This is a genomic window from Aliivibrio fischeri (assembly GCF_009727955.1).
Classification (GTDB): Bacteria; Pseudomonadota; Gammaproteobacteria; order Enterobacterales; family Vibrionaceae; genus Aliivibrio; species Aliivibrio fischeri_A.
Genome location: NZ_WOBR01000004.1, coordinates 1,382,960 through 1,401,447, shown reverse-complemented (window position 1 = coordinate 1,401,447; position 18,488 = coordinate 1,382,960). Strand labels below are relative to the sequence as shown.

Genomic DNA, 18,488 nt, shown 5'->3' with positions numbered 1-18,488 from the left:
GAATATACACATATTCACGGCCTACTTTTTATTTCTGATAAACCAATTTCCCCATTTGAATCGTTGTTGTAATGTCATTATTACTGTCAATAAGAGCAATGTTTGCTTTGTAGTTTTCTTTTAATTGACCGTATTCATTGTCTATTTTCAACGCTTGGGCTGGGTATAAGCTTGCCATTCTTAATGCTTCTTCTTTTGATAAACCTACATGATTAATTAAGTTACGTACCCCATCAATCATGGTAATGGCTGCACCTGCAATGGTGCCGTCTTTATAGTGACATTTTCCATCGGTCACATAAGCAGGCGTTCCTGCCATATCAAACTCTGTTAAATCTGTTCCTGCTGGAGTGACTGCATCGGTTACCAAAAAGAGTTTTTCTTTTAGCTGTTGGTGAGCAATTCTAACTGATGGGTAAGAGGCATGAATGCCATCAACAATAATACCTGCATGGGGTTTTTGATCGAAAATATAACCAACCACACCGGGTTCTCTTGAACCTAGAGGTGTCATTGCATTATATAAATGCGTAGCCATAGTGAAACCAGTACGAGTGTTGACTTGCTCATAAGTGGCGTTGGTATGTCCAATTGAAACCGTGATCCCGGCTGCTGTTAAGCAATCTAGGACGTCTTGTTTGATACGTTCTGGAGCAAGAGTAATGACCTTTATCTGCTCACGATGTTGCGCAAGCAGCTGAGCTGTATTTAGATCTAGTTCACGAATGTATTGAGCTTGATGAGCGCCTTTTTTCTCAATATTGATGAAAGGTCCTTCAAGATGAAGTCCTAATACACCTTCTTGCTCTGCATTCTCAAAAGTGGTCATCATTGATAATGTATTTTGAAGGTCGATTTCAGTACTGGTAATTAAGGTTGGTAAGTATTGAGTTGTTCCGTATTTTACGTTGGTTTTATTCATTGTCTCTAAGGTTGAAAGCGTTATATCGGTATTGAGTAACACGCCACCACAACCATTCAATTGAATATCAATAAAACCTGCGGTTGCTAATGCACCTTCTCCATCAATGCGATCTAGAGTTAAAGAATCAGCTTCTTTCATTGAAATTATGGATGAAATTGAGTCGTTATTGATAATAATAGCCTGTTTTTCTTCTATTTTTTGACCATTAAATACATCAACATTGGTAATCATATACTGATTATTTTGAGCATTTGTATTGTTCATTTTTCTGCCTTATCCATCAAATATTCACTCCTATTGGAGTTACACTCCGAGTTTTATACAGTCAAAAATACAGTAATGTCGAAATGCAATCAATTAAAATCCTTATAAATAGGGCGATTTGTATCTTTCAATTTTGTTGGTTTTATTTTTAAAGAGATCTAGATCTCCATTTTTACATCTTTGGATTGAAGTATTACTCCGTTGGTGTAATTTGGAGTAATACTATTATGTTGCTATTAAGTTTGGAGTTCAGCTTTATGGGAAGCAATATCGACAAGACATTAAATGCATTATCTCAAGGTTTCGTTTCATCGTGTCAGCCTGTTGATGATGGTCCAATGGATAAACCTGAAATTGTTGCTGCGATGGCAATGGCAAGTGTTGAAGGGGGCGCCATTGGTTTACGAATTGAAGGCATTGATAATTTAAAAGCGATAAGACCACACGTATCGGTTCCTATTATTGGCATTATTAAGCGTGATCTTGATGACTCAGAGGTTCGAATTACACCTTATATTGAGGACGTAATCGCATTAAAAGAAGCTGGGGCAGATATCATTGCCATTGATGCAACTCACCGACCTCGACCGGTACCCGTCGAAGAATTAGTAAAGAAAATTCAAAGCTTAGGTTGCTTAGTCATGGCGGACTCTTCGACTTATGAAGAGGGAATGTTTTGCCATGGACTCGGTGTTGAAATTATAGGCACGACATTATCTGGATATACCACACCAATCACTCCAAAAGAACCGGATTTTCAGTTCATTCAGAAATTGGCAAATCAAGGGTGTTTTGTTATGGCTGAAGGACGTTTTAATTCACCACAACTGGCTAGAGAGGCAATAGAAGCTGGGGCATCTTGCGTCACTGTTGGCTCTGCGATTACGCGTATTGAACATATTTGTGGTTGGTTTAAATCTGAAGTTGAGCTTGGTAAGAAAAACATGATTAAGGACATCGCATGAAGCCTTGTCTAGCGGTTGATATTGGTGGAACTAAAATTGCGGCAGCAATCATTGACTCAGGAAAGGTGCTACGTCGTCAGCAAATAGCTACACCATCTTCTAGCCAACCAGAAGAGATGGATAAAGCGTTAGATAAACTATTAACGCCATTTTTAGATGATATTTCAACGGTTGCAGTAGCATCAACTGGGATCATTAATGATGGAGTATTAACAGCATTAAATCCGTTAAATCTGGGTGGTTTAAATAACTATCCACTAAGAACCGTGATTGAAAAAATAACGAAAAAGCCAACAACAGTCATTAATGATGCGCAAGCTGCGGCATGGGCTGAGTATCAAACACTTGAGTTAAACCTGGTAAACATGGCTTTTATTACCGTATCTACTGGCGTTGGTGCAGGTGTTGTTATTAATGATGAGCTGCTTATTGGTGCGAATGGTATTGCTGGTCACGCAGGACATACGCTTGCGGATCCCAATGGGCCAATATGTGGTTGTGGTCGTCGAGGTTGTGTCGAAAGTATTGCTTCAGGTACCGCGATAGGTCAAGCCGGAAAAGCATTTTTTGGTGATGACTGTTCGGGAGAAATCGTTTTTAAGCATTTTTCGCAAAATGATCCTAATGCTACAGATATCATAAACGGTTCAGCTAAGGCGATAGCCAACTTAATTGCTGATTTAAAAATGGTATTAGACATTGAATTGGTCGCTTTAGGGGGCAGTGTTGGTCTTGCACCTCATTATTTAGAACTTGTACAGCATTATCTAGCACAACAACCTTCACCATATCAAACCAAGGTTCAGCATGCCCGTTGCGGCGCTGATGCAGGATTGATTGGTGTCGCTCATTGGGCTAACACAATACGTTAAAAAAGAACTTCTAAGAAATAGTAATTTAACCCTACAAAAATTATACAAGGTATATTCCGATGGAAGCACAATCATTTGGTACATTAAATTACATTGCTCTCTTTGTCTATCTAGGGGCAATTATGGCAGTGGGTGTTTATTTTGCACGTCGTCAAAAATCAGCTGATGATTACTTTAAAGCTGGAGGAAGGATCCCCGGTTGGGCTGCTGGTTTCAGTGTATTTGCAACAACGTTAAGCTCGATTACCTTTATGTCTATTCCGGCAAAAGCGTATACAAGTGACTGGACTTTCTTAATTGGTCAGTATGTCGCTATTGCTATTCTTCCTATCGTTTTTTGGTTCTATATTCCCTTTTTTAGAAAGCTAAATCTGACTTCTGTATATGAATACCTAGAAAGACGTTTTGATGTAAGAATGCGCTTATTTGGCAGTATTTCTTTCATGCTTTTCCATATTGGTCGTATTGCTATTGTTACCTATTTAACGGCATTGGCGTTAATGCCATTTATTGATATTAGCCCGTTAATGATTGTGTTCTTAATTGGTGTTCTTTGTATTATTTATACCTTCCTTGGTGGTATTGAAGGGGTAATTTGGACCGACGTAATTCAAGGTGTGATGCTTTCTGTTGCTGCCATTCTTATCTTTGTTGTTATCTGCTTTAATGTGGATGGCGGTCTTGTTGAAGTGTTTAGCATGTCAAATCAAGCGGATAAATATTTCCCTGCAGAGCAATTTAGCTGGAGCTGGACGGACAGTACGATTCCGGTATTAATGATTGGTTTCTTCTTTGCCTCTCTACAACAATTCACAGCAAGCCAAGATGTGGTTCAACGTTATATCGTTACCGACAATATTGATGAAACTAAAAAAGCACTGATCACGAATGCAAAATTAGTGGCTTGTGTTCCTATTTTCTTCTTCGCTGTAGGTTCTGCATTATTTGCTTACTACACTCAAAATCCAGAGTTGCTTCCTGAGAACTTTAACACGGGCGGTATTTTACCTTTCTACGTTATTTCTCAAATGCCTGTAGGAGTTGCAGGTCTGATTATCGCGGCTATTTTTGCTGCGTCACAATCAAGTATTTCAAGTAGTTTAAATAGTATTGCAGCATGTTTTACTTCTGATATTTATGAAAAAGTGAGCAAGAACCCAACTTCAGAGCAGAAGCTAAGAATTGGTCGAACACTAACGGTTGTTGCTGGTCTTTTAGGTGTCGTCGCTTCTACATACTTAATTATGTCTAACGAAAGTGAAATTTGGGATGCGTTCAACAGCTTACTTGGCTTAATGGGTGGCCCAATGACAGGACTATTTATGCTTGGTATATTCGTTCGCCGTGCAAATGCAAACAGCGCGTTACTAGGTGTAGTTGCAAGTATTGCTACTGTGCTTTGGGTACGTTCAGCTACGGATTTAAACTTCTTCTTCTACGGTGTTATCGGTACTTTGATGGTGGTTATCGTGGGTTATCTAACTGCACCAATGTTTAAGAATAATTTAAACAGTGATGAAATTGATGAGCTAAGTGCAACAAAAGAAAAGCGTTCAACCACAGCTGAAAAAGCGTAATTGATAATTGAGTTTGAGCCTTTGTATTTATAAGGCTCTTTTAAGGACAGTTTTATGATTTATGGTCATATTGAGCACCAAAAAACAAACCAGTATTTACCACGTGTTATTCAGCAGTGTTTGGCGTATTTAAATGAAACTGATTTGGAAGCGTTACCAACAGGAAAACACATTATTGATGGTGAGAACATTTTTGCTAATGTCATGGAGTTTGAAACGGGTGAGGCAAGCAGCAAACAAGCTGAAGTGCATAAAGAGTACATTGATGTGCAATGCTTGATTCGTGGTGAAGAGCGTATCCAATATTCATTAGAAGATGAGGTTAACCCAATAGCTAAATCCTATGATGAAGAAAATGATTTTTACTTAGTTGAAAGTATGAATCAATGTAATGACGTGATTATGTACCCTAAAATGTTTGCCGTGTTCTTACCTGAAGAACCGCATAAACCGGGGTGTGTTGTATCTCAATCAGGATTGATTAAGAAGATAGTGATTAAAGTTCACCGTAGTTTGTTAGCTTAATTAATTGAAAATAAAAGCCCTGATACGTACTTAGTTATGGCATAAGTAGTATCAGGGCTTTGTCTTATTTAGAAAGGTTTATATTGATGCTTGCTTATCGCAATTCGCTTAGCGTCATTATTTTGCGTCTAGCATGCCTCGATCAACGATAAATTCGATGATTTTATCTAAACCAACACCTTCTTTAAGGTTTGCAAATACGTATGGACGAGTTGGACGCATACGCGCTGTGTCTGATTCCATTACTTCAAGAGACGCTCCAACATATGGTGCTAAGTCGATTTTGTTGATGATCAATAAATCAGATTTTGTGATACCAGGGCCACCTTTACGTGGGATCTTTTCGCCTTCAGCAACATCAATCACATAGATAGTTAAATCAGCTAGTTCAGGGCTGAAGGTTGCACTTAGGTTGTCGCCGCCACTTTCTACAAATACCACATCAAGGTTTTTATGGCGTTGTGCTAACTCTTCAACGGCCGCTAAGTTCATTGATGCATCTTCACGAATTGCAGTGTGAGGACAGCCACCGGTTTCTACACCAATGATGCGATCGGCTGCTAGCGCTTCAGCTTGAGTTAAGATCTTTGCATCTTCTTGAGTGTAAATATCATTAGTAACTACGGCGATTTGGTACGTATCACGTAATGTTTTACACAGAACTTCTAATAATGCTGTTTTTCCTGAACCAACAGGGCCGCCAACACCAATACGTAAAGGTTGTTTGTAATCTTGCATTTTATTTTCTCACGATCTAAATAGTCGAGTGTATTGGCTCTCGTGTCGAGAGCTTGCCAATACTTGCGCTGGGGTGAAGCTACCTATCAAGTGTTCAGGCCAGAGCTGTGATTTTTCTACTGCTTGCGGGATAACATCAGCCATTTCTAATAGCAGTTGTTGTCCGGCACTTTGTCCTAATGGAACCAATTTAATACCAACGATAACGGCATTTTCTAACCATCCCCACGCATACGCTGCGGCGAGTTTGGTTGGTGTTAAGTTCCAATGATTGGCCGCAAGTGCAAAAGCGGCAACTTGAGTTTGTTTTACCATTGGTAGGGTGGTTTGATTTAATTCGATCCCTAATTTTGGCAATAACATAGAGAAGGCGAGTCCTCTTTGTCTTTCTTCAAGACGTAACTCTTTGGTTTCTCGATTGGCGATAATAAAATCACACCAATCTTGAGCTTGTTGCCATTCTTCTTGCTGCAATAACTGAGTTAATTTGGCTAAAACAGGCAGCTCTAGAGTGGCTAAGCTGTCCATTAATTGATTGCTCAACCAATGCTTTAGCTCAGTAACATTCGTTACCCAGCCTTTTTCAATCGCCCATTCTAATCCTTGCGAATAAGTGAATGAGCCAACGGGTAATGACGGACTAATTAATTGATAGAGCCGTAAATCCTCTAACACAATGACCGCCCTTAGTGGTGATGACCATCGTGTGAACCCGCACTTGAACCACCGTAAGCACCCGGTTCAGGTTGGTATTTCGCTTGTTCAACTTTTACGTTTAATCCTAAACGTTGCACCATGTCATCAAGTACGTGATCGTGTAGGTAACGACACCAACCAGCTTCAACTTGTAGAGGAACATGACGATTACCTAAGTGATAACACGCTTTTGCAAGTAGCAATAAGTCATCGCTATAAACCGTTGAAACCGTCTCTTCTGCCGCGGTGATCATAGCTTGGATGCCGTCGTCACTTTCAACGATATCGTGCTCTTTTAATACGGTTCCACGAGGTAAAAACAGACCCGCTTCAGAGCCATCACTTAGCATCACTTTTAAACGACTTTTGGTGCGCTCTTGCATCGTTAGGCAAATGGTTAGCTCAGCTGTGTTGTGTGTATGTTCTTCATCGTGATGATGTTCATCATGATGGTGATGTACAAGATGAGTAAATTTAATCATGATTGTTCACTCTAAAAAGTGCCCCGCCGGCAAATAGGTAAAAAACCAGCGAGGCGAGGGGGTTAGAATAAGAAGTAACGTTGTGCCATTGGTAACTCTGTAGCGGGTTCGCATACAAGAGGAACGCCATCGGCTTTTACTTCATAGGTTTGGCTGTCTAATTCAATGTTTGGTGTATAGCTGTTATGAATCATCGATTTTTTCGAGATATTACGACATCCTTTAACTTCACCAATTTGACTTTGTAGATTCAATTTCTCAGGAACACCAGCCTCGATGCTTGCTTGAGATAAGAAGATCATTGATGATTTGTACATTGCTTTACCGTAACACGCATACATTGGACGGTAATGTACTGGTTGTGGTGTAGGAATTGCCGCATTAATGTCACCCATTGGGGCGTAAGCGACTAAGCCACTTTTCATAACAAGCGCCGGTTTAACACCAAAAAATGCAGGGTTCCACACGACTAAATCGGCTAATTTCCCGACTTCAACAGAGCCAACTTCGTGCGAGATACCATGAGCAATCGCTGGGTTGATGGTATATTTAGCCACGTAACGTTTAATTCGTTCGTTGTCGTTATGCTCGTTATCACCTTCTAAAATGCCACGTTGAAGTTTCATTTTATTTGCACATTGCCAAGTACGAATGATCACTTCACCAACACGGCCCATGGCTTGTGAGTCCGATGACATCACAGAAATTGCGCCCATATCATGAAGAATATCTTCAGCGGCAATGGTTTCACGACGAATACGAGATTCAGCAAAAGCAACATCTTCTGGAATAGAAGGATCTAAGTGATGGCAGACCATCAACATATCCAAATGTTCATCAACGGTATTGATGGTATATGGCATGGTTGGATTGGTTGATGCTGGTAAAATGTTGGGTTCACCAACTGATTTAATTACATCTGGAGCGTGACCGCCGCCAGCGCCTTCGGTGTGGAATACGTGAATAACACGATCACCAATGGCTTTAACCGTTTCTTCGTAAAAACCACCTTCATTCAAGGTATCTGAGTGAATGGCAATTTGAATGTCCATTTCGTCAGCCACGTTTAAGCAGTTATGAATAGCAGCAGGTGTTGCGCCCCAGTCTTCATGGATTTTTAACCCCATTGCACCAGCTTCAATTTGTTCACGTAGCGCTTCAGGTTTACTTACGCAGCCTTTACCAAATAGACCAACGTTAATCGGTAAATCATCGACCGCTTCTAGCATGCGGTGCATATTCCAAATACCCGGTGTTACCGTGGTTGCATTGGTACCAGCAACTGGGCCTGTACCGCCACCAATAAAGGTTGTGACACCCGATGTTAACCCTTCTTCTGCTTGTTGAGGGCAGATAAAATGAATATGAGTATCTACGCCGCCAGCAGTAATAATTTTGCCTTCACCAGCTACCACTTCGGTTGCAGGGCCAACAACGATATCGACATTCGGTTGAACATCGGGATTACCCGCTTTACCAATACCAAAGATACGACCATCTTTAATGCCGATATCCGCTTTAACAATACCCCAGTGATCGAGAATTAAAGCATTGGTAATAACGACATCAACGCATTCACTATTAACCACTTGGCTTTGACCCATGCCATCACGGATCACTTTACCGCCGCCGAATTTCACTTCTTCGCCATAGGTAGTAAAATCTTTTTCTACTTCTAAAAACAGTTCAGTATCTGCTAGACGAAGGCGATCGCCTGTTGTAGGTCCAAACATATTGGCATAAGCAGTACGAGATATATGTGCCATTATTTCACCTCTTTATCGTCAATGGTTGCAGTGATAGTAATGTGTTCATCGACATTACCCATTACCGCTCCTTGGAAACCGTAAATTTCACGTTTACCTGCAAATTCAACTAATTCAATAGTGCGTCGTTGGCCTGGTTCAAAACGAATAGCCATGCCCGCGGGGATATTTAAACGGAAACCTTTGGTTGGTTCTCGGTCGAAATGAAGCGCTTCATTCACTTCATAAAAATGATAATGAGAGCCAACTTGAATAGGGCGGTCACCATAATTAGCGACAGAAAGAGTTTGTGTTGTTCGGCCTACGTTCAATTCGATTTGACCAAGGTCATCATTCACTCTTAATTCTCCAGGGAACATGATTTACTCCTTAAACAATTGGCTCATGAATTGAGACAAGCTTGGTGCCGTCAGGGAAAGTACATTCAACTTGAACGTCTGGGATCATTTCTGGCACGCCTTCCATTACATCATCAGCAGTCAAAATAGTACGACCGAAGTTCATAAGGTCAGCCACTGTGCGTCCATCACGTGCTCCTTCCATTATTTCAAAACAGATTAAAGCCACGGCTTCTGGATAATTCAGTTTTAGTCCACGGGCTTTACGTCTTTCCGCTATCATGCCGGCAGAGGCAAGCAGCAGTTTGTCTTTTTCTCTTGGTGTTAATTCCATAGCTATTCCAACTTAATTATGTAGCCCAGATTCGTGGGACTTCGGGTAATTTGCCTAACCAATGCTGGCGAGTGTGCTGCCATAAGGTGCTAAAGCACGCCATCATAGGTTCTGTTTGGTGACCTAAATAACGAATAACCAATAAGCCATCAATCTCAGTAATCCCACAAATAGGGTTGCTACTGCCAAATAACTCAGGTTGTTCATGGAAATTTTCATCAATCAGTGTTCTTAATTTTTCTTCTAGTGCTTCTGACGCTGGGTAAATATAAAGATTGCCAAGCATGGGATAGTGCCTCATGCCTGCTGCGTGTTTTATCTCATCAATCGAGTCAATGTACATAGACTCAGAAAGCAGTAGTTGATCATCTACTTTGATATTGGTTCTACCGGTAACAAACCCATTTTCAAATATTTCATTAAGTACCGGACGGCCAAAGCAATTCATTTCCCATCCAATAAAATGGGCGTCTTTATGAAGTTCAACTTGTGTTTTTAATTGAGCCTGACTATCAGGAAAGAAAATATTCTCTTGAGGTAACCACTCTAAAAAACCATCTCTTTCCACAGTGAGGTTTTGTGTTTGTGACGATATAGCGCCAGAGCTACGATAAAACTTAGTCGCGCCGGGTGTGGTTAAGAGTGAATGAGCATGTGGTGCAACCTGAATATTGATATTTAATTGATCCCCACCAACGACGCCACCAGGAGGGTGAAGTAGGTAGGTATGGGCAACACCGGTTTCAGGATAAAAAGGCCGTTGCACCATTAAAGGACCAACTTGCTCACGATGAACCAACTTGGTATTTGCCCCTCTTTTTTCATAGAAAAGGGAAATATCAGCTAACCAACCGGAAGATGATGTATTTATTTTTGGCATAACTAACCCTGCCGATATAGCATATTTCTTGAAGAAGAAAGAATGAAAACAAATAGCGTACGCCTCCAGCTTAAAACTAGAGAAATAAGTATTCTGAATAAATTTTTAGTGCCTAAATCTAGGCAGCGTCGAGTGAAACACTCTGGTTTAAATTAAAGAGAATTTATTTTGTGTAAACATGAATATGAATAAATAAACTATCTTTAGAAAAGACTTTTTGAACGATTTACCCTGCGGATATTAATCCTATAATTTGTACTTGGCAATAGATAAATAACGAAAAAAGGCACTTTTTTAACTCGTTTTTTTTATTCAAAATAAAAAGAAAATTTGTTCTTTTATTTGATAGAAATAACAGAAGACTTCTTCTTAATTTACAGTAACTATTTTTTTACAAATGGAATTGAGTAAGTGTTTTTCGTGTGAAATAACTAAGAGCCCCACATTTCTTTTTTCTTGCAAAATTAATAATTGCTTCCAAATGGTTTGTTGAGTTATTGAATCAAGTTGAGCGGTGATTTCATCACATAATAAATACTGAGTACTAGGTGTAAGAGCACGAAGTAAAGCTAAGCGTTGCAACTGTCCACCGGATAATTCTGTAGGAAAACGAGTTAACCATTGTTTATCAATCTCAAACTGTTGTAGAAGGTATTCGAAGTCATGTTCTCTAAAACTTTCTTGTAATGATTTAAGTATGTGCCATTTAGGATTAAAAGCCAGTTCAGGATGCTGACCAACCCATTGAACTGGGTTAGGTGTTTTTTTTCCATAAACAGGAACGTTAAGTTCTCCCGTTTTTGGTTTGATAAATCCGGCTAATACCATAGCAAGAGTAGATTTACCTGAGCCACTAACTCCATTTAATCCAAGTATTTCTCCTTTATGGAGGTTGATATTGGGTAGTGAGAGTGTTTTCTCTTGATATTCAACAGTCGCATTAGTTAAAGAAATCATATTAATTCCAGTTCTTTGGTAGGGCATGCCACAATGCTTGGCTATATGCGTCACTTTCACCATTGATAATATGGCTTGGCGTAGTGTGTTCAATAGATGCGGTATTTTCATCATTATTATTGTTTTTTAGAACCAAGATATGATCCGCAATATCAATGATATGAGATAAATCATGACTAACGATAATGACGGTTTTTCCATCTTTATGAGCAAGGTGCTGGTAATGTTGAAAGAGGGGAGCGCTGTATTCGTCATTAATCCCGCAACTTGGTTCATCTGCAATTAAAATATCTGGTTGCTGAATAAAAGCTAACGCGGAAAGCACTCGCTTTGCCATTCCACCAGATAATTGGTGTGGGTAGAGTTCTGCCACGGAATAAGGCAGCTGTGCATGAGCTAATGCGTTATGAACTTTTTCTTTATTATTACGCGTAAACCATGATTTTTTTGGAATGAATTGTGATAGTTGTCGGCCTATTTTGGTCGTAGGGTTTAATGCATTACGACTTTGAGCAGCTAAAGCTAACCGTGTCCCTGGTGTTATATTAATTTTTCCGGATAGTTCAAATCCAGAGGGTAATGCATGCATGATGGCATTAATTAATGTGCTTTTTCCACTGCCACTTGACCCTATAATACCGAGTATTTCACCTTGTTTTAAAGATAATGATAGCTTGGAAAACAAAGGTGTTGTCTTTGTTTTTAATCTTATCTCTATGTCTTTTAATTCAAGCATTATGCTGCTTTGATTTTTCATAAGATTTTCCAATTGATATTAATAGCAATGAGCTTATTACTAGCATAATCCCCGGAAATAGAGCGAGCCACCATTGGCCACTGAGTAAATATTGACTCGCTTCTGATAGCATGCCTCCCATTGATGGTGTTGAAGGTTCTATACCAAAACCTAAAAAAGTGAGGCCAGCACCGTGAACCAAGGCTTGGGGGTATAGCATAAGCATACCTATTAGCATTTGAGGTAAAATATGCGGAGTAATATGTACGGCATAAGTGTGTATTTTTGAATAGCCAAATGATAACGAATGTAGGACATATGGTTTTTTTCTAAGTTGTTCAATTTCAATTTTTAATAGGCGTGTTAGCTTTGGCCAGTGACTTAATGTAATTGCTATAACTAATCCTTCAAAACCCCCACCAACTAACACAGATAATACGATCATCACTAGGATATGCGGGAGTGAACTCCATACATCGACCATAAGATTGATTAAGTTATTGAAGGTATTGTTAATGTTTCCAATTAGCGCGAAACACAATGAAAGTAATGCACATAAAATAGAAGAGAGTCCCCCCATAGCAAGGCTAAATAATAATGCTTTTAGTGTGCGGCTAAATACATCTCGACCGAGCCAATCGGTGCCGAACCATTCATGTACATTAGGGGCGATATTTCGATTGAATAAATCAATGGATTCGCCATTATTTTGCCAAGTAATCGAAATTAAAATTAAGAAGCAAAATAATAATAAAGGAAGGTGCTTTTTAAGCATGTGATATCTCCTTTAAAATTAAAACGATGTTGATAAAGAGAGTCGTTTACTCAATAGTGATGCTGTTGCATTACCAACAAAAACAAACACAGCACAGCATAAGGTAATACCGAACAATAATGGCGTATCACCACTTAACCCTGCTTGCACTAAGGTTTGACCTATACCAGGAAAGTTAAACACCGTTTCAATAATGACAGAACCACTAAATAACTCAGAGAATCCCGCGAGTTGAATAACAATTGCCGGTATTAAGGTGTTTCTTAATAGATGAAAACGAACAACCGATAATGTTGATAACCCATGAATTCGTGCGTATTGCACATGTTGGCTCTGGATAACATCAATCACTTTCTCTTTGGTATGTAAAATGATGGGAGCAATCAAACCAATAATTAACGTGGTTAATGGCAAAATGAAATAAGGTATTTTGTCATAGAAAGAGGTTGTTTCAGGTGATACCCCAATAGGTGATATTCCTCCTATTGGCAACCAGACCAGTTTAATTGCAAAGATTGTAATTAAAATCAAGCCAATCCAAAAACTTGGAATAGCGTTAATCATTAATGCTAATTGAGTGATGATCTTACTTAATATAGTGTTGGGTTTTAATCCAAGAAACAACCCAATGCTGTAACCAAAAATTAAGGCAAGCAGACTCGCACTACTCATTAAAATAATAGAGTACCGACTGCGCTGCCAAATGATTTGGCTAACTTCTTCTTGGCGATGGTAAGAGTACCCTAGATCTCCAGAGAATAAGGCGTGGCCAAATGTCATTATTTGCTCAAGAATGGATTGATTTAATCCGAGTCGCGCTATTAACTGCGTTTTTTGTTCGCCAAATACTGCAAGCACATTACCATTAAAATATTGAGCAATAGGATCGATAGGGAGAAACGCAATCAATACACTAATAATGAATAGAGCCAAGCAAAGTTGCAGTAGTAAACGTGTGATACTAAAGCAAACAATGCGAGGATGATGAGTATTTATTGACACTGCCAACGCCACTCTTCGATATTTGCGGTTAATGGCCAACCGTGATCATGAGGCTCTGTAATAGGTTGCGCTAAATCTAAACATTTGTCAGCCATATATAGATGGTTAATATTAACTAACCATGTCCAAGGGCGATCTTGTTGTATTTGTTTTTGAGCTTGTTGCCAAAAAGGAATAGATTCATCCCAAGTGTCAGCTTTTAATGCATTATCAATAGCTAAATCGACTTGTGGGTTACTGTAACCACCAGAGTTGTAGAAATCAGTATGAGCGAAATCAGAGTGATAAACATAATTCACTTCACTGGCTGAATGACTGCCAAACCCCATAAGAACAGGCGTGGTTGTCATTTGAAGGGCAATAGCGTTCCACTCAAGTCCTTTAACCGTCACTTTTATGCCAATTTTATCTGCCATAGAGCTAATAGCTAAAGCCAGTTGCTCTCTTACGCTGTCTCCAGCTTTATAAAGAAGAGTAAAGGAGGCCTCATAACCTTGTTTATCGATAATGCCGTTATTATTAGTATCACTCCATCCTGCTTGTTTTAGCAGTGTTTCTATATGAGCTAAATTTATTGGCGTTGGAATTATAGAGGTTGTATCTAATCCCCACGGCATATTATCAGCAATTGAGTAGGCTGGCGTTGCATAACCATCCAGTAGTTTTTCAACGATTAACTGCTTATCGATAAGACATTCGAATGCTTCACGTATTGCTGGATCAGAGCTTACAAACGTCATATCTGATCCTTCATGATAATTCATCGGCCAAACAATACCACGGTTATCTAGCGTTGGTACTGACCATAGCTTGTAATCACCAATGCTTTGATTAGCGTAACGTTGTGGGATGACGCTTAAGTGAAGTTGATGTGTTTTTAATTGAATAAAGCGAGAATCTTCGTTTCCAAACACGGCAATGATGTTATTAAACTTAGGTTTTTTAGCATAATAATAAGGATTTAAGCTCATACTAACGTATTGGCCTTTTTCCCATTTATTGAGAATGTAAGGGCCTGAGCCCATAGGCTGGGAACCGTACTTTATCGCACTGTCACTACGTAGTTGGTAATATTTTTTTGGAACGATACCAATAGAAGATAAACGATCTAAGAAGGTAATATCACAACGCTTTAAATGAAAAGCAACAGAGGTTGGCGTTAATGGTTCGGCCATTTCTAATGCGCTTAAATCGTGGGTACTGCCTTGAGCTAAGATTTGGTTGTAGGTAAATGCAACATCTTCAGCTGTAAGGGGGGCACCGTTACTAAAAAGCACATCATCTCGAAGGGTGATAATCCAAGTTAATTTGTTGTTAGTTAGACGCCATTCCGTTGCTAAATCGCCAACAAAATTTAAGTCTTTATCTCTTTTTAATAGAGTCGATTGGAATAGTGGATTACCGTATTTTCCCCAACCAAGAATAGGATCAAACCCTGTTGTTGGTTCACTACCAAGAGCAACTTTTAAGGTTTCTGGGTATTTAGAGGGGGATGCAGTCGCTAGCGTAACAAAGCTTGTCATCGTTAGTAAGGTACAAATAAATAGAGAAAGAATACGTGTTTTTTTTCTATTCATTTTATTCAGTAATGTATTCACAACTTTTTTCCAATATAAAAGAAGTAGTGCAGGTAAATGAGAGAATGCATTTACGAACTGCATTAGAAATTAAGTGGCGATCTAAACTCATCATTCGAATATAACGATTGTGATTCGGTTATATTTGAGGCAGTACAAAGCACCTTAATAAAAAGGTAATTACTCATTAGCAATTAAAGCACTAAATACGTATAGATTGATGATAAATAATATCAGATCGAGTGTGATGGTATTAACAAGTAGAGAGTTAAACACATCGGTATATAAAAAATTGCAAGCCGTAGAACAACGGTAAAAATAGAGAGCAATTTTGTTGCAGCGGATTTTATCAGTAGATTTCAAGTAATCAAGAAATAAATCAATGAAAGTAAAATTATTTCATTGATATAAAAAAGGCTAAGTAAATATACTTAGCCTTTGGTATTTAATGCTATGTGAAATTAGCTTAATTGCGCTTTAATGTGCTCAACAATGTTTGCCATTTCAACTGCTTCTTTCGTGTTTGCACGACGGTTCTTATACTCGAAGTTACCTTCATCCATGCTACGATCGCCAATAACGATAGTGTGTGGAATACCGATAAGTTCGATGTCTTTAAACATAACACCTGGACGCTCTTTACGGTCATCGAATAGAACTTCGATACCCATTGCTGTTAATTCAGCATACAGTTTTTCAGCAGCTTCTTTAACACGCTCAGATTTGTGCATGTTCATAGGAACGATAGCAACAGTAAATGGTGCAATCGCTTCTGGCCATACAATACCGTATTCGTCGTTGTTTTGTTCGATAGCTGATGCAACAACACGTGATACACCGATACCGTAACAACCCATTTCTAGAATTACGTTCTTACCGTTTGCATCTAGAACGCCACAGTTCATTGCTTCTGAGTAAGCTGTACCTAATTGGAAGATGTGACCAACCTCGATACCACGTTTCAGTTGTAGTGTACCTTTACCACATGGGCTTGGGTCACCTTCAACAACGTTACGTAAATCTTCAACTTGACCAAGTTGTACATCACGTTCCCAGTTAACACCAAAGAAGTGTTTACCATCAATGTTTGCACCAGTACCAAAATCACTCATTACAGCAACTGAACGGTCAACAATGAATGGAAGTTCTAGGCCAACAGGGCCAAGAGAACCAGCACCAGCACCGATTAGGTCACGAAGTTGTGCTTCGTCAGCCATTTCTAGTGGAGAAGCAACTTGTGGAAGGTTTTCAGCTTTAACTTCGTTAAGCTCGTGATCACCACGGATGATAAGTGCGATGATATCTGCATCAACTTCATCTGATGCTTTAACAAACAGTGTTTTTACTGTTTTTTCAATTGCGATACCGTGTTGTTCAACCAATTCTGCGATAGTTTTCGCATTTGGAGTATCAACCGTTGTCATCTCTTGAGTAGGAGCAGCACGTTCTGTTGTTGGTGCTACGGCTTCTGCTTTTTCGATGTTTGCTGCGTAATCAGATTCTGTTGAGAATGCGATTAAATCTTCGCCGCTTTCAGCAAGTACGTGGAACTCTTGAGAACCACTACCACCAATTGCGCCTGAGTCAGCTAGTACTGGACGGTACTCAAGACCCATACGGTCGAATGCTTTACAGTATGCATCGTGCATTGCATCGTAAGACTTTTGTAGGCCTTCTTTGTCGATGTCAAAGCTGTATGCATCCATCATGCAGAATTCACGAGCACGCATTACGCCAAAACGTGGACGACGTTCGTCACGGAATTTAGTTTGAATTTGGTACAGGTTTAGCGGAAGTTGTTTGTAAGAGCTAACTTCGTTACGAACAAGGCTAGTGATAACTTCTTCAGCTGTTGGACTAAGTACAAACGGACGAACATGACGGTCAGTAAAACGAAGTAGCTCAGGACCCATTTTTTCAGAGCGGCCTGTTTCTTCCCAAAGTTCAAATGGTTGAACTACGGGCATCAATGTTTCGATTGCACCTGCATTGTCGATCTCTTGACGAACGATGTTTTCGACTTTACGCAGTACACGTAGACCAGTAGGTAGCCAAGTATATAAACCTGAAGCCAGTCTACGAATCATACCTGCACGTAGCATAAGCTGGTGGCTTACTACTTCTGCGTCGTTTGGAGTCTCCTTCAGTGTTGAAAGAAGGTATTTGCTAGTGCGCATGTTTTCATCCATTTGTTAGTTATGAATATTGGAATAGCTCGATTTAAACAGTTAAACCGAGAGTTCAACCTTAGTATAGAGTCTGTTCTCGTAAGAATGGGCTCAAATCTAAAATTAAGCCCTATATAATATCAGCCCTAAAGCGATCTCAAAAGCGATCAATTGCAGTAACTGTAATAGAATTGCTTTCAACAAGGAATTTTACGTTTAAATCAAACAAATTTACGGCGTATTCTTTGTTATCGACTTTTCCTTTTTTATAAGCAGGACGAGGATCTTGTCCTAGCACCTCTTTGATCACCGCCTCTATCTCTTTTCTTTGTGGGTGAGAACTCAGTGATTTTTGTGCCTCTATGGATAAAAATACATCCAACACATCGGGTTCTTTATCGGCAAAACCGCCAAGAGCATCGGGAATTGAATCTGAATAAGGGATATAGGGTTTGATATCAATAATCGGCGTGTTATCAACTAAATCGACACTGCCTAATTCTAAATAGGTTTGATTACCTTCTTGAATAACCTCTTTTAATTCTACAGCAGACATACCAATGCCATTTGGACGAAATGTGGCACGAGAAGCGAATACACCAATACGTTCATTCCCACCTAATCGTGGTGGACGAACTGTTGGTCTCCAGCCTGCTTTAAGGTTTTGATCAAATAGAAAAAGTAGCCATAGGTGAGAGAATTGTTCGATGCCACGAATGGCTTCAGGTGAATTAGCCTCACCGACGAGTTTAATTCTTGATGTGGCACTCGGAGCCAAACGAGGTTGACGAGGCACCGCAAATTTTTCTTTGTAAGGAGATTGAATAAAACCAATAGGGTCGATGTGATAAGTCATGAGGCCATTTTTCATTATTAATATCTACAGGCATTAAAAAGGTTGACGCTCTCAC

General features: G+C 39.5%; 19 protein-coding genes. 4 read left to right on the top strand and 15 right to left on the bottom strand.

The features are described from left to right. Positions 1-28: 28 nt before the first annotated feature. The gene (gene nagA, locus GNP81_RS09755; protein ID WP_155674972.1) at positions 29-1,189 is read right to left on the bottom strand and encodes an N-acetylglucosamine-6-phosphate deacetylase; all 1,161 of its coding nucleotides are present in this window, start codon (positions 1,187-1,189) and stop codon (positions 29-31) included. A gap of 227 nt (positions 1,190-1,416) precedes the next feature. Between nagA and GNP81_RS09750 the strand changes: the two genes are divergently transcribed. From GNP81_RS09750 to nanQ, 4 genes are read left to right on the top strand one after another with little or no spacing between them, the layout of a single operon-like run. Next, the gene (locus GNP81_RS09750) at positions 1,417-2,154 is read left to right on the top strand and encodes an N-acetylmannosamine-6-phosphate 2-epimerase (RefSeq protein WP_155674973.1); all 738 of its coding nucleotides are present in this window, start codon (positions 1,417-1,419) and stop codon (positions 2,152-2,154) included. Next, entirely contained in the window at positions 2,151-3,026 is an 876-nt protein-coding gene (locus GNP81_RS09745; protein WP_155674974.1) for an N-acetylmannosamine kinase, read from the top strand. The genes GNP81_RS09750 and GNP81_RS09745 overlap by 4 nt, the downstream gene beginning before the upstream one ends. Before the next feature lie 59 nt (positions 3,027-3,085). Beyond that, the gene (locus GNP81_RS09740; protein ID WP_155674975.1) at positions 3,086-4,603 is read left to right on the top strand and encodes a sodium:solute symporter family protein; all 1,518 of its coding nucleotides are present in this window, start codon (positions 3,086-3,088) and stop codon (positions 4,601-4,603) included. Between the two features lie 54 nt (positions 4,604-4,657). Beyond that, complete coding sequence (gene nanQ / locus GNP81_RS09735; RefSeq protein WP_155674976.1) at positions 4,658-5,128, top strand: N-acetylneuraminate anomerase; 471 nt, start codon at positions 4,658-4,660, stop codon at positions 5,126-5,128. A gap of 117 nt (positions 5,129-5,245) precedes the next feature. Here the strand turns inward: nanQ and ureG are convergent, their stop codons facing one another. The 14 genes from ureG to tsaA form a co-directional block, all read right to left on the bottom strand. After that, complete coding sequence (gene ureG, locus GNP81_RS09730) at positions 5,246-5,866, bottom strand: urease accessory protein UreG (protein WP_005418028.1); 621 nt, start codon at positions 5,864-5,866, stop codon at positions 5,246-5,248. A 9-nt stretch (positions 5,867-5,875) separates the two neighbouring features. Beyond that, positions 5,876-6,541 carry an urease accessory protein UreF gene (locus GNP81_RS09725; protein WP_336495257.1) on the bottom strand — a complete coding sequence of 222 codons (666 nt, stop codon included), beginning with the start codon at positions 6,539-6,541 and terminating at the stop codon, positions 5,876-5,878. Positions 6,542-6,552: 11 nt separating this feature from the next. Continuing rightward, positions 6,553-7,044, bottom strand: coding sequence for an urease accessory protein UreE (ureE, locus tag GNP81_RS09720; RefSeq protein ID WP_155674977.1), 492 nt, complete (start codon positions 7,042-7,044; stop codon positions 6,553-6,555). Positions 7,045-7,106: 62 nt separating this feature from the next. Further along, on the bottom strand, positions 7,107-8,810 hold the full coding sequence (gene ureC / locus GNP81_RS09715) for an urease subunit alpha (protein ID WP_146864211.1): 1,704 nt from the start codon (positions 8,808-8,810) through the stop codon (positions 7,107-7,109). Then, complete coding sequence (locus GNP81_RS09710; RefSeq protein WP_155674978.1) at positions 8,810-9,169, bottom strand: urease subunit beta; 360 nt, start codon at positions 9,167-9,169, stop codon at positions 8,810-8,812. The genes ureC and GNP81_RS09710 overlap by 1 nt, the downstream gene beginning before the upstream one ends. 10 nt (positions 9,170-9,179) lie before the next feature. Beyond that, positions 9,180-9,482: an urease subunit gamma gene (locus GNP81_RS09705; RefSeq protein ID WP_054776026.1), complete on the bottom strand. Its 303-nt coding sequence runs from the start codon at positions 9,480-9,482 to the stop codon at positions 9,180-9,182. 16 nt (positions 9,483-9,498) lie between these two features. Continuing rightward, positions 9,499-10,362 (bottom strand): urease accessory protein UreD, encoded by an 864-nt coding sequence (locus GNP81_RS09700; RefSeq protein WP_155660161.1) that lies wholly within the window; start codon positions 10,360-10,362, stop codon positions 9,499-9,501. A 369-nt stretch (positions 10,363-10,731) separates the two neighbouring features. Further along, positions 10,732-11,319 (bottom strand): ATP-binding cassette domain-containing protein, encoded by a 588-nt coding sequence (locus tag GNP81_RS09695; RefSeq protein ID WP_155674979.1) that lies wholly within the window; start codon positions 11,317-11,319, stop codon positions 10,732-10,734. Between the two features lies 1 nt (position 11,320). Then, positions 11,321-12,076: an ATP-binding cassette domain-containing protein gene (locus GNP81_RS09690; protein ID WP_155674980.1), complete on the bottom strand. Its 756-nt coding sequence runs from the start codon at positions 12,074-12,076 to the stop codon at positions 11,321-11,323. Next, positions 12,048-12,830, bottom strand: a complete 783-nt coding sequence (locus GNP81_RS09685) for an ABC transporter permease (protein WP_155674981.1) — start codon at positions 12,828-12,830, stop codon at positions 12,048-12,050. Before GNP81_RS09685 ends, GNP81_RS09690 begins: the two co-directional genes overlap by 29 nt. An 18-nt stretch (positions 12,831-12,848) precedes the next feature. Next, entirely contained in the window at positions 12,849-13,832 is a 984-nt protein-coding gene (locus GNP81_RS09680) for an ABC transporter permease (protein ID WP_336495387.1), read from the bottom strand. Further along, positions 13,823-15,430, bottom strand: coding sequence for an ABC transporter substrate-binding protein (locus GNP81_RS09675; RefSeq protein ID WP_336495388.1), 1,608 nt, complete (start codon positions 15,428-15,430; stop codon positions 13,823-13,825). Before GNP81_RS09675 ends, GNP81_RS09680 begins: the two co-directional genes overlap by 10 nt. Before the next feature lie 440 nt (positions 15,431-15,870). After that, positions 15,871-17,586: a proline--tRNA ligase gene (locus GNP81_RS09670; RefSeq protein ID WP_065621591.1), complete on the bottom strand. Its 1,716-nt coding sequence runs from the start codon at positions 17,584-17,586 to the stop codon at positions 15,871-15,873. Between the two features lie 148 nt (positions 17,587-17,734). After that, positions 17,735-18,448: a tRNA (N6-threonylcarbamoyladenosine(37)-N6)-methyltransferase TrmO gene (gene tsaA, locus GNP81_RS09665; protein ID WP_155674984.1), complete on the bottom strand. Its 714-nt coding sequence runs from the start codon at positions 18,446-18,448 to the stop codon at positions 17,735-17,737. Positions 18,449-18,488: the final 40 nt, after the last annotated feature.

Excerpts from the sequence above, each read along its gene's own strand:
- GNP81_RS09695 (WP_155674979.1), bottom strand. The coding sequence starts at position 11,319 with ATGATTTCTTTAACTAATGCGACTGTTGAATATCAAGAGAAAACACTC.
- GNP81_RS09700 (WP_155660161.1), bottom strand. The coding sequence starts at position 10,362 with ATGCCAAAAATAAATACATCATCTTCCGGTTGGTTAGCTGATATTTCC.
- GNP81_RS09705 (WP_054776026.1), bottom strand. The coding sequence starts at position 9,482 with ATGGAATTAACACCAAGAGAAAAAGACAAACTGCTGCTTGCCTCTGCC.
- nagA (WP_155674972.1), bottom strand. The coding sequence starts at position 1,189 with ATGAACAATACAAATGCTCAAAATAATCAGTATATGATTACCAATGTT.
- ureC (WP_146864211.1), bottom strand. The coding sequence starts at position 8,810 with ATGGCACATATATCTCGTACTGCTTATGCCAATATGTTTGGACCTACA.
- nanQ (WP_155674976.1), top strand. The coding sequence starts at position 4,658 with ATGATTTATGGTCATATTGAGCACCAAAAAACAAACCAGTATTTACCA.
- ureE (WP_155674977.1), bottom strand. The coding sequence starts at position 7,044 with ATGATTAAATTTACTCATCTTGTACATCACCATCATGATGAACATCAT.
- GNP81_RS09740 (WP_155674975.1), top strand. The coding sequence starts at position 3,086 with ATGGAAGCACAATCATTTGGTACATTAAATTACATTGCTCTCTTTGTC.
- tsaA (WP_155674984.1), bottom strand. The coding sequence starts at position 18,448 with ATGAAAAATGGCCTCATGACTTATCACATCGACCCTATTGGTTTTATT.
- ureG (WP_005418028.1), bottom strand. The coding sequence starts at position 5,866 with ATGCAAGATTACAAACAACCTTTACGTATTGGTGTTGGCGGCCCTGTT.
- GNP81_RS09670 (WP_065621591.1), bottom strand. The coding sequence starts at position 17,586 with ATGCGCACTAGCAAATACCTTCTTTCAACACTGAAGGAGACTCCAAAC.
- GNP81_RS09710 (WP_155674978.1), bottom strand. The coding sequence starts at position 9,169 with ATGTTCCCTGGAGAATTAAGAGTGAATGATGACCTTGGTCAAATCGAA.
- GNP81_RS09745 (WP_155674974.1), top strand. The coding sequence starts at position 2,151 with ATGAAGCCTTGTCTAGCGGTTGATATTGGTGGAACTAAAATTGCGGCA.
- GNP81_RS09690 (WP_155674980.1), bottom strand. The coding sequence starts at position 12,076 with ATGAAAAATCAAAGCAGCATAATGCTTGAATTAAAAGACATAGAGATA.
- GNP81_RS09685 (WP_155674981.1), bottom strand. The coding sequence starts at position 12,830 with ATGCTTAAAAAGCACCTTCCTTTATTATTATTTTGCTTCTTAATTTTA.
- GNP81_RS09750 (WP_155674973.1), top strand. The coding sequence starts at position 1,417 with ATGTTGCTATTAAGTTTGGAGTTCAGCTTTATGGGAAGCAATATCGAC.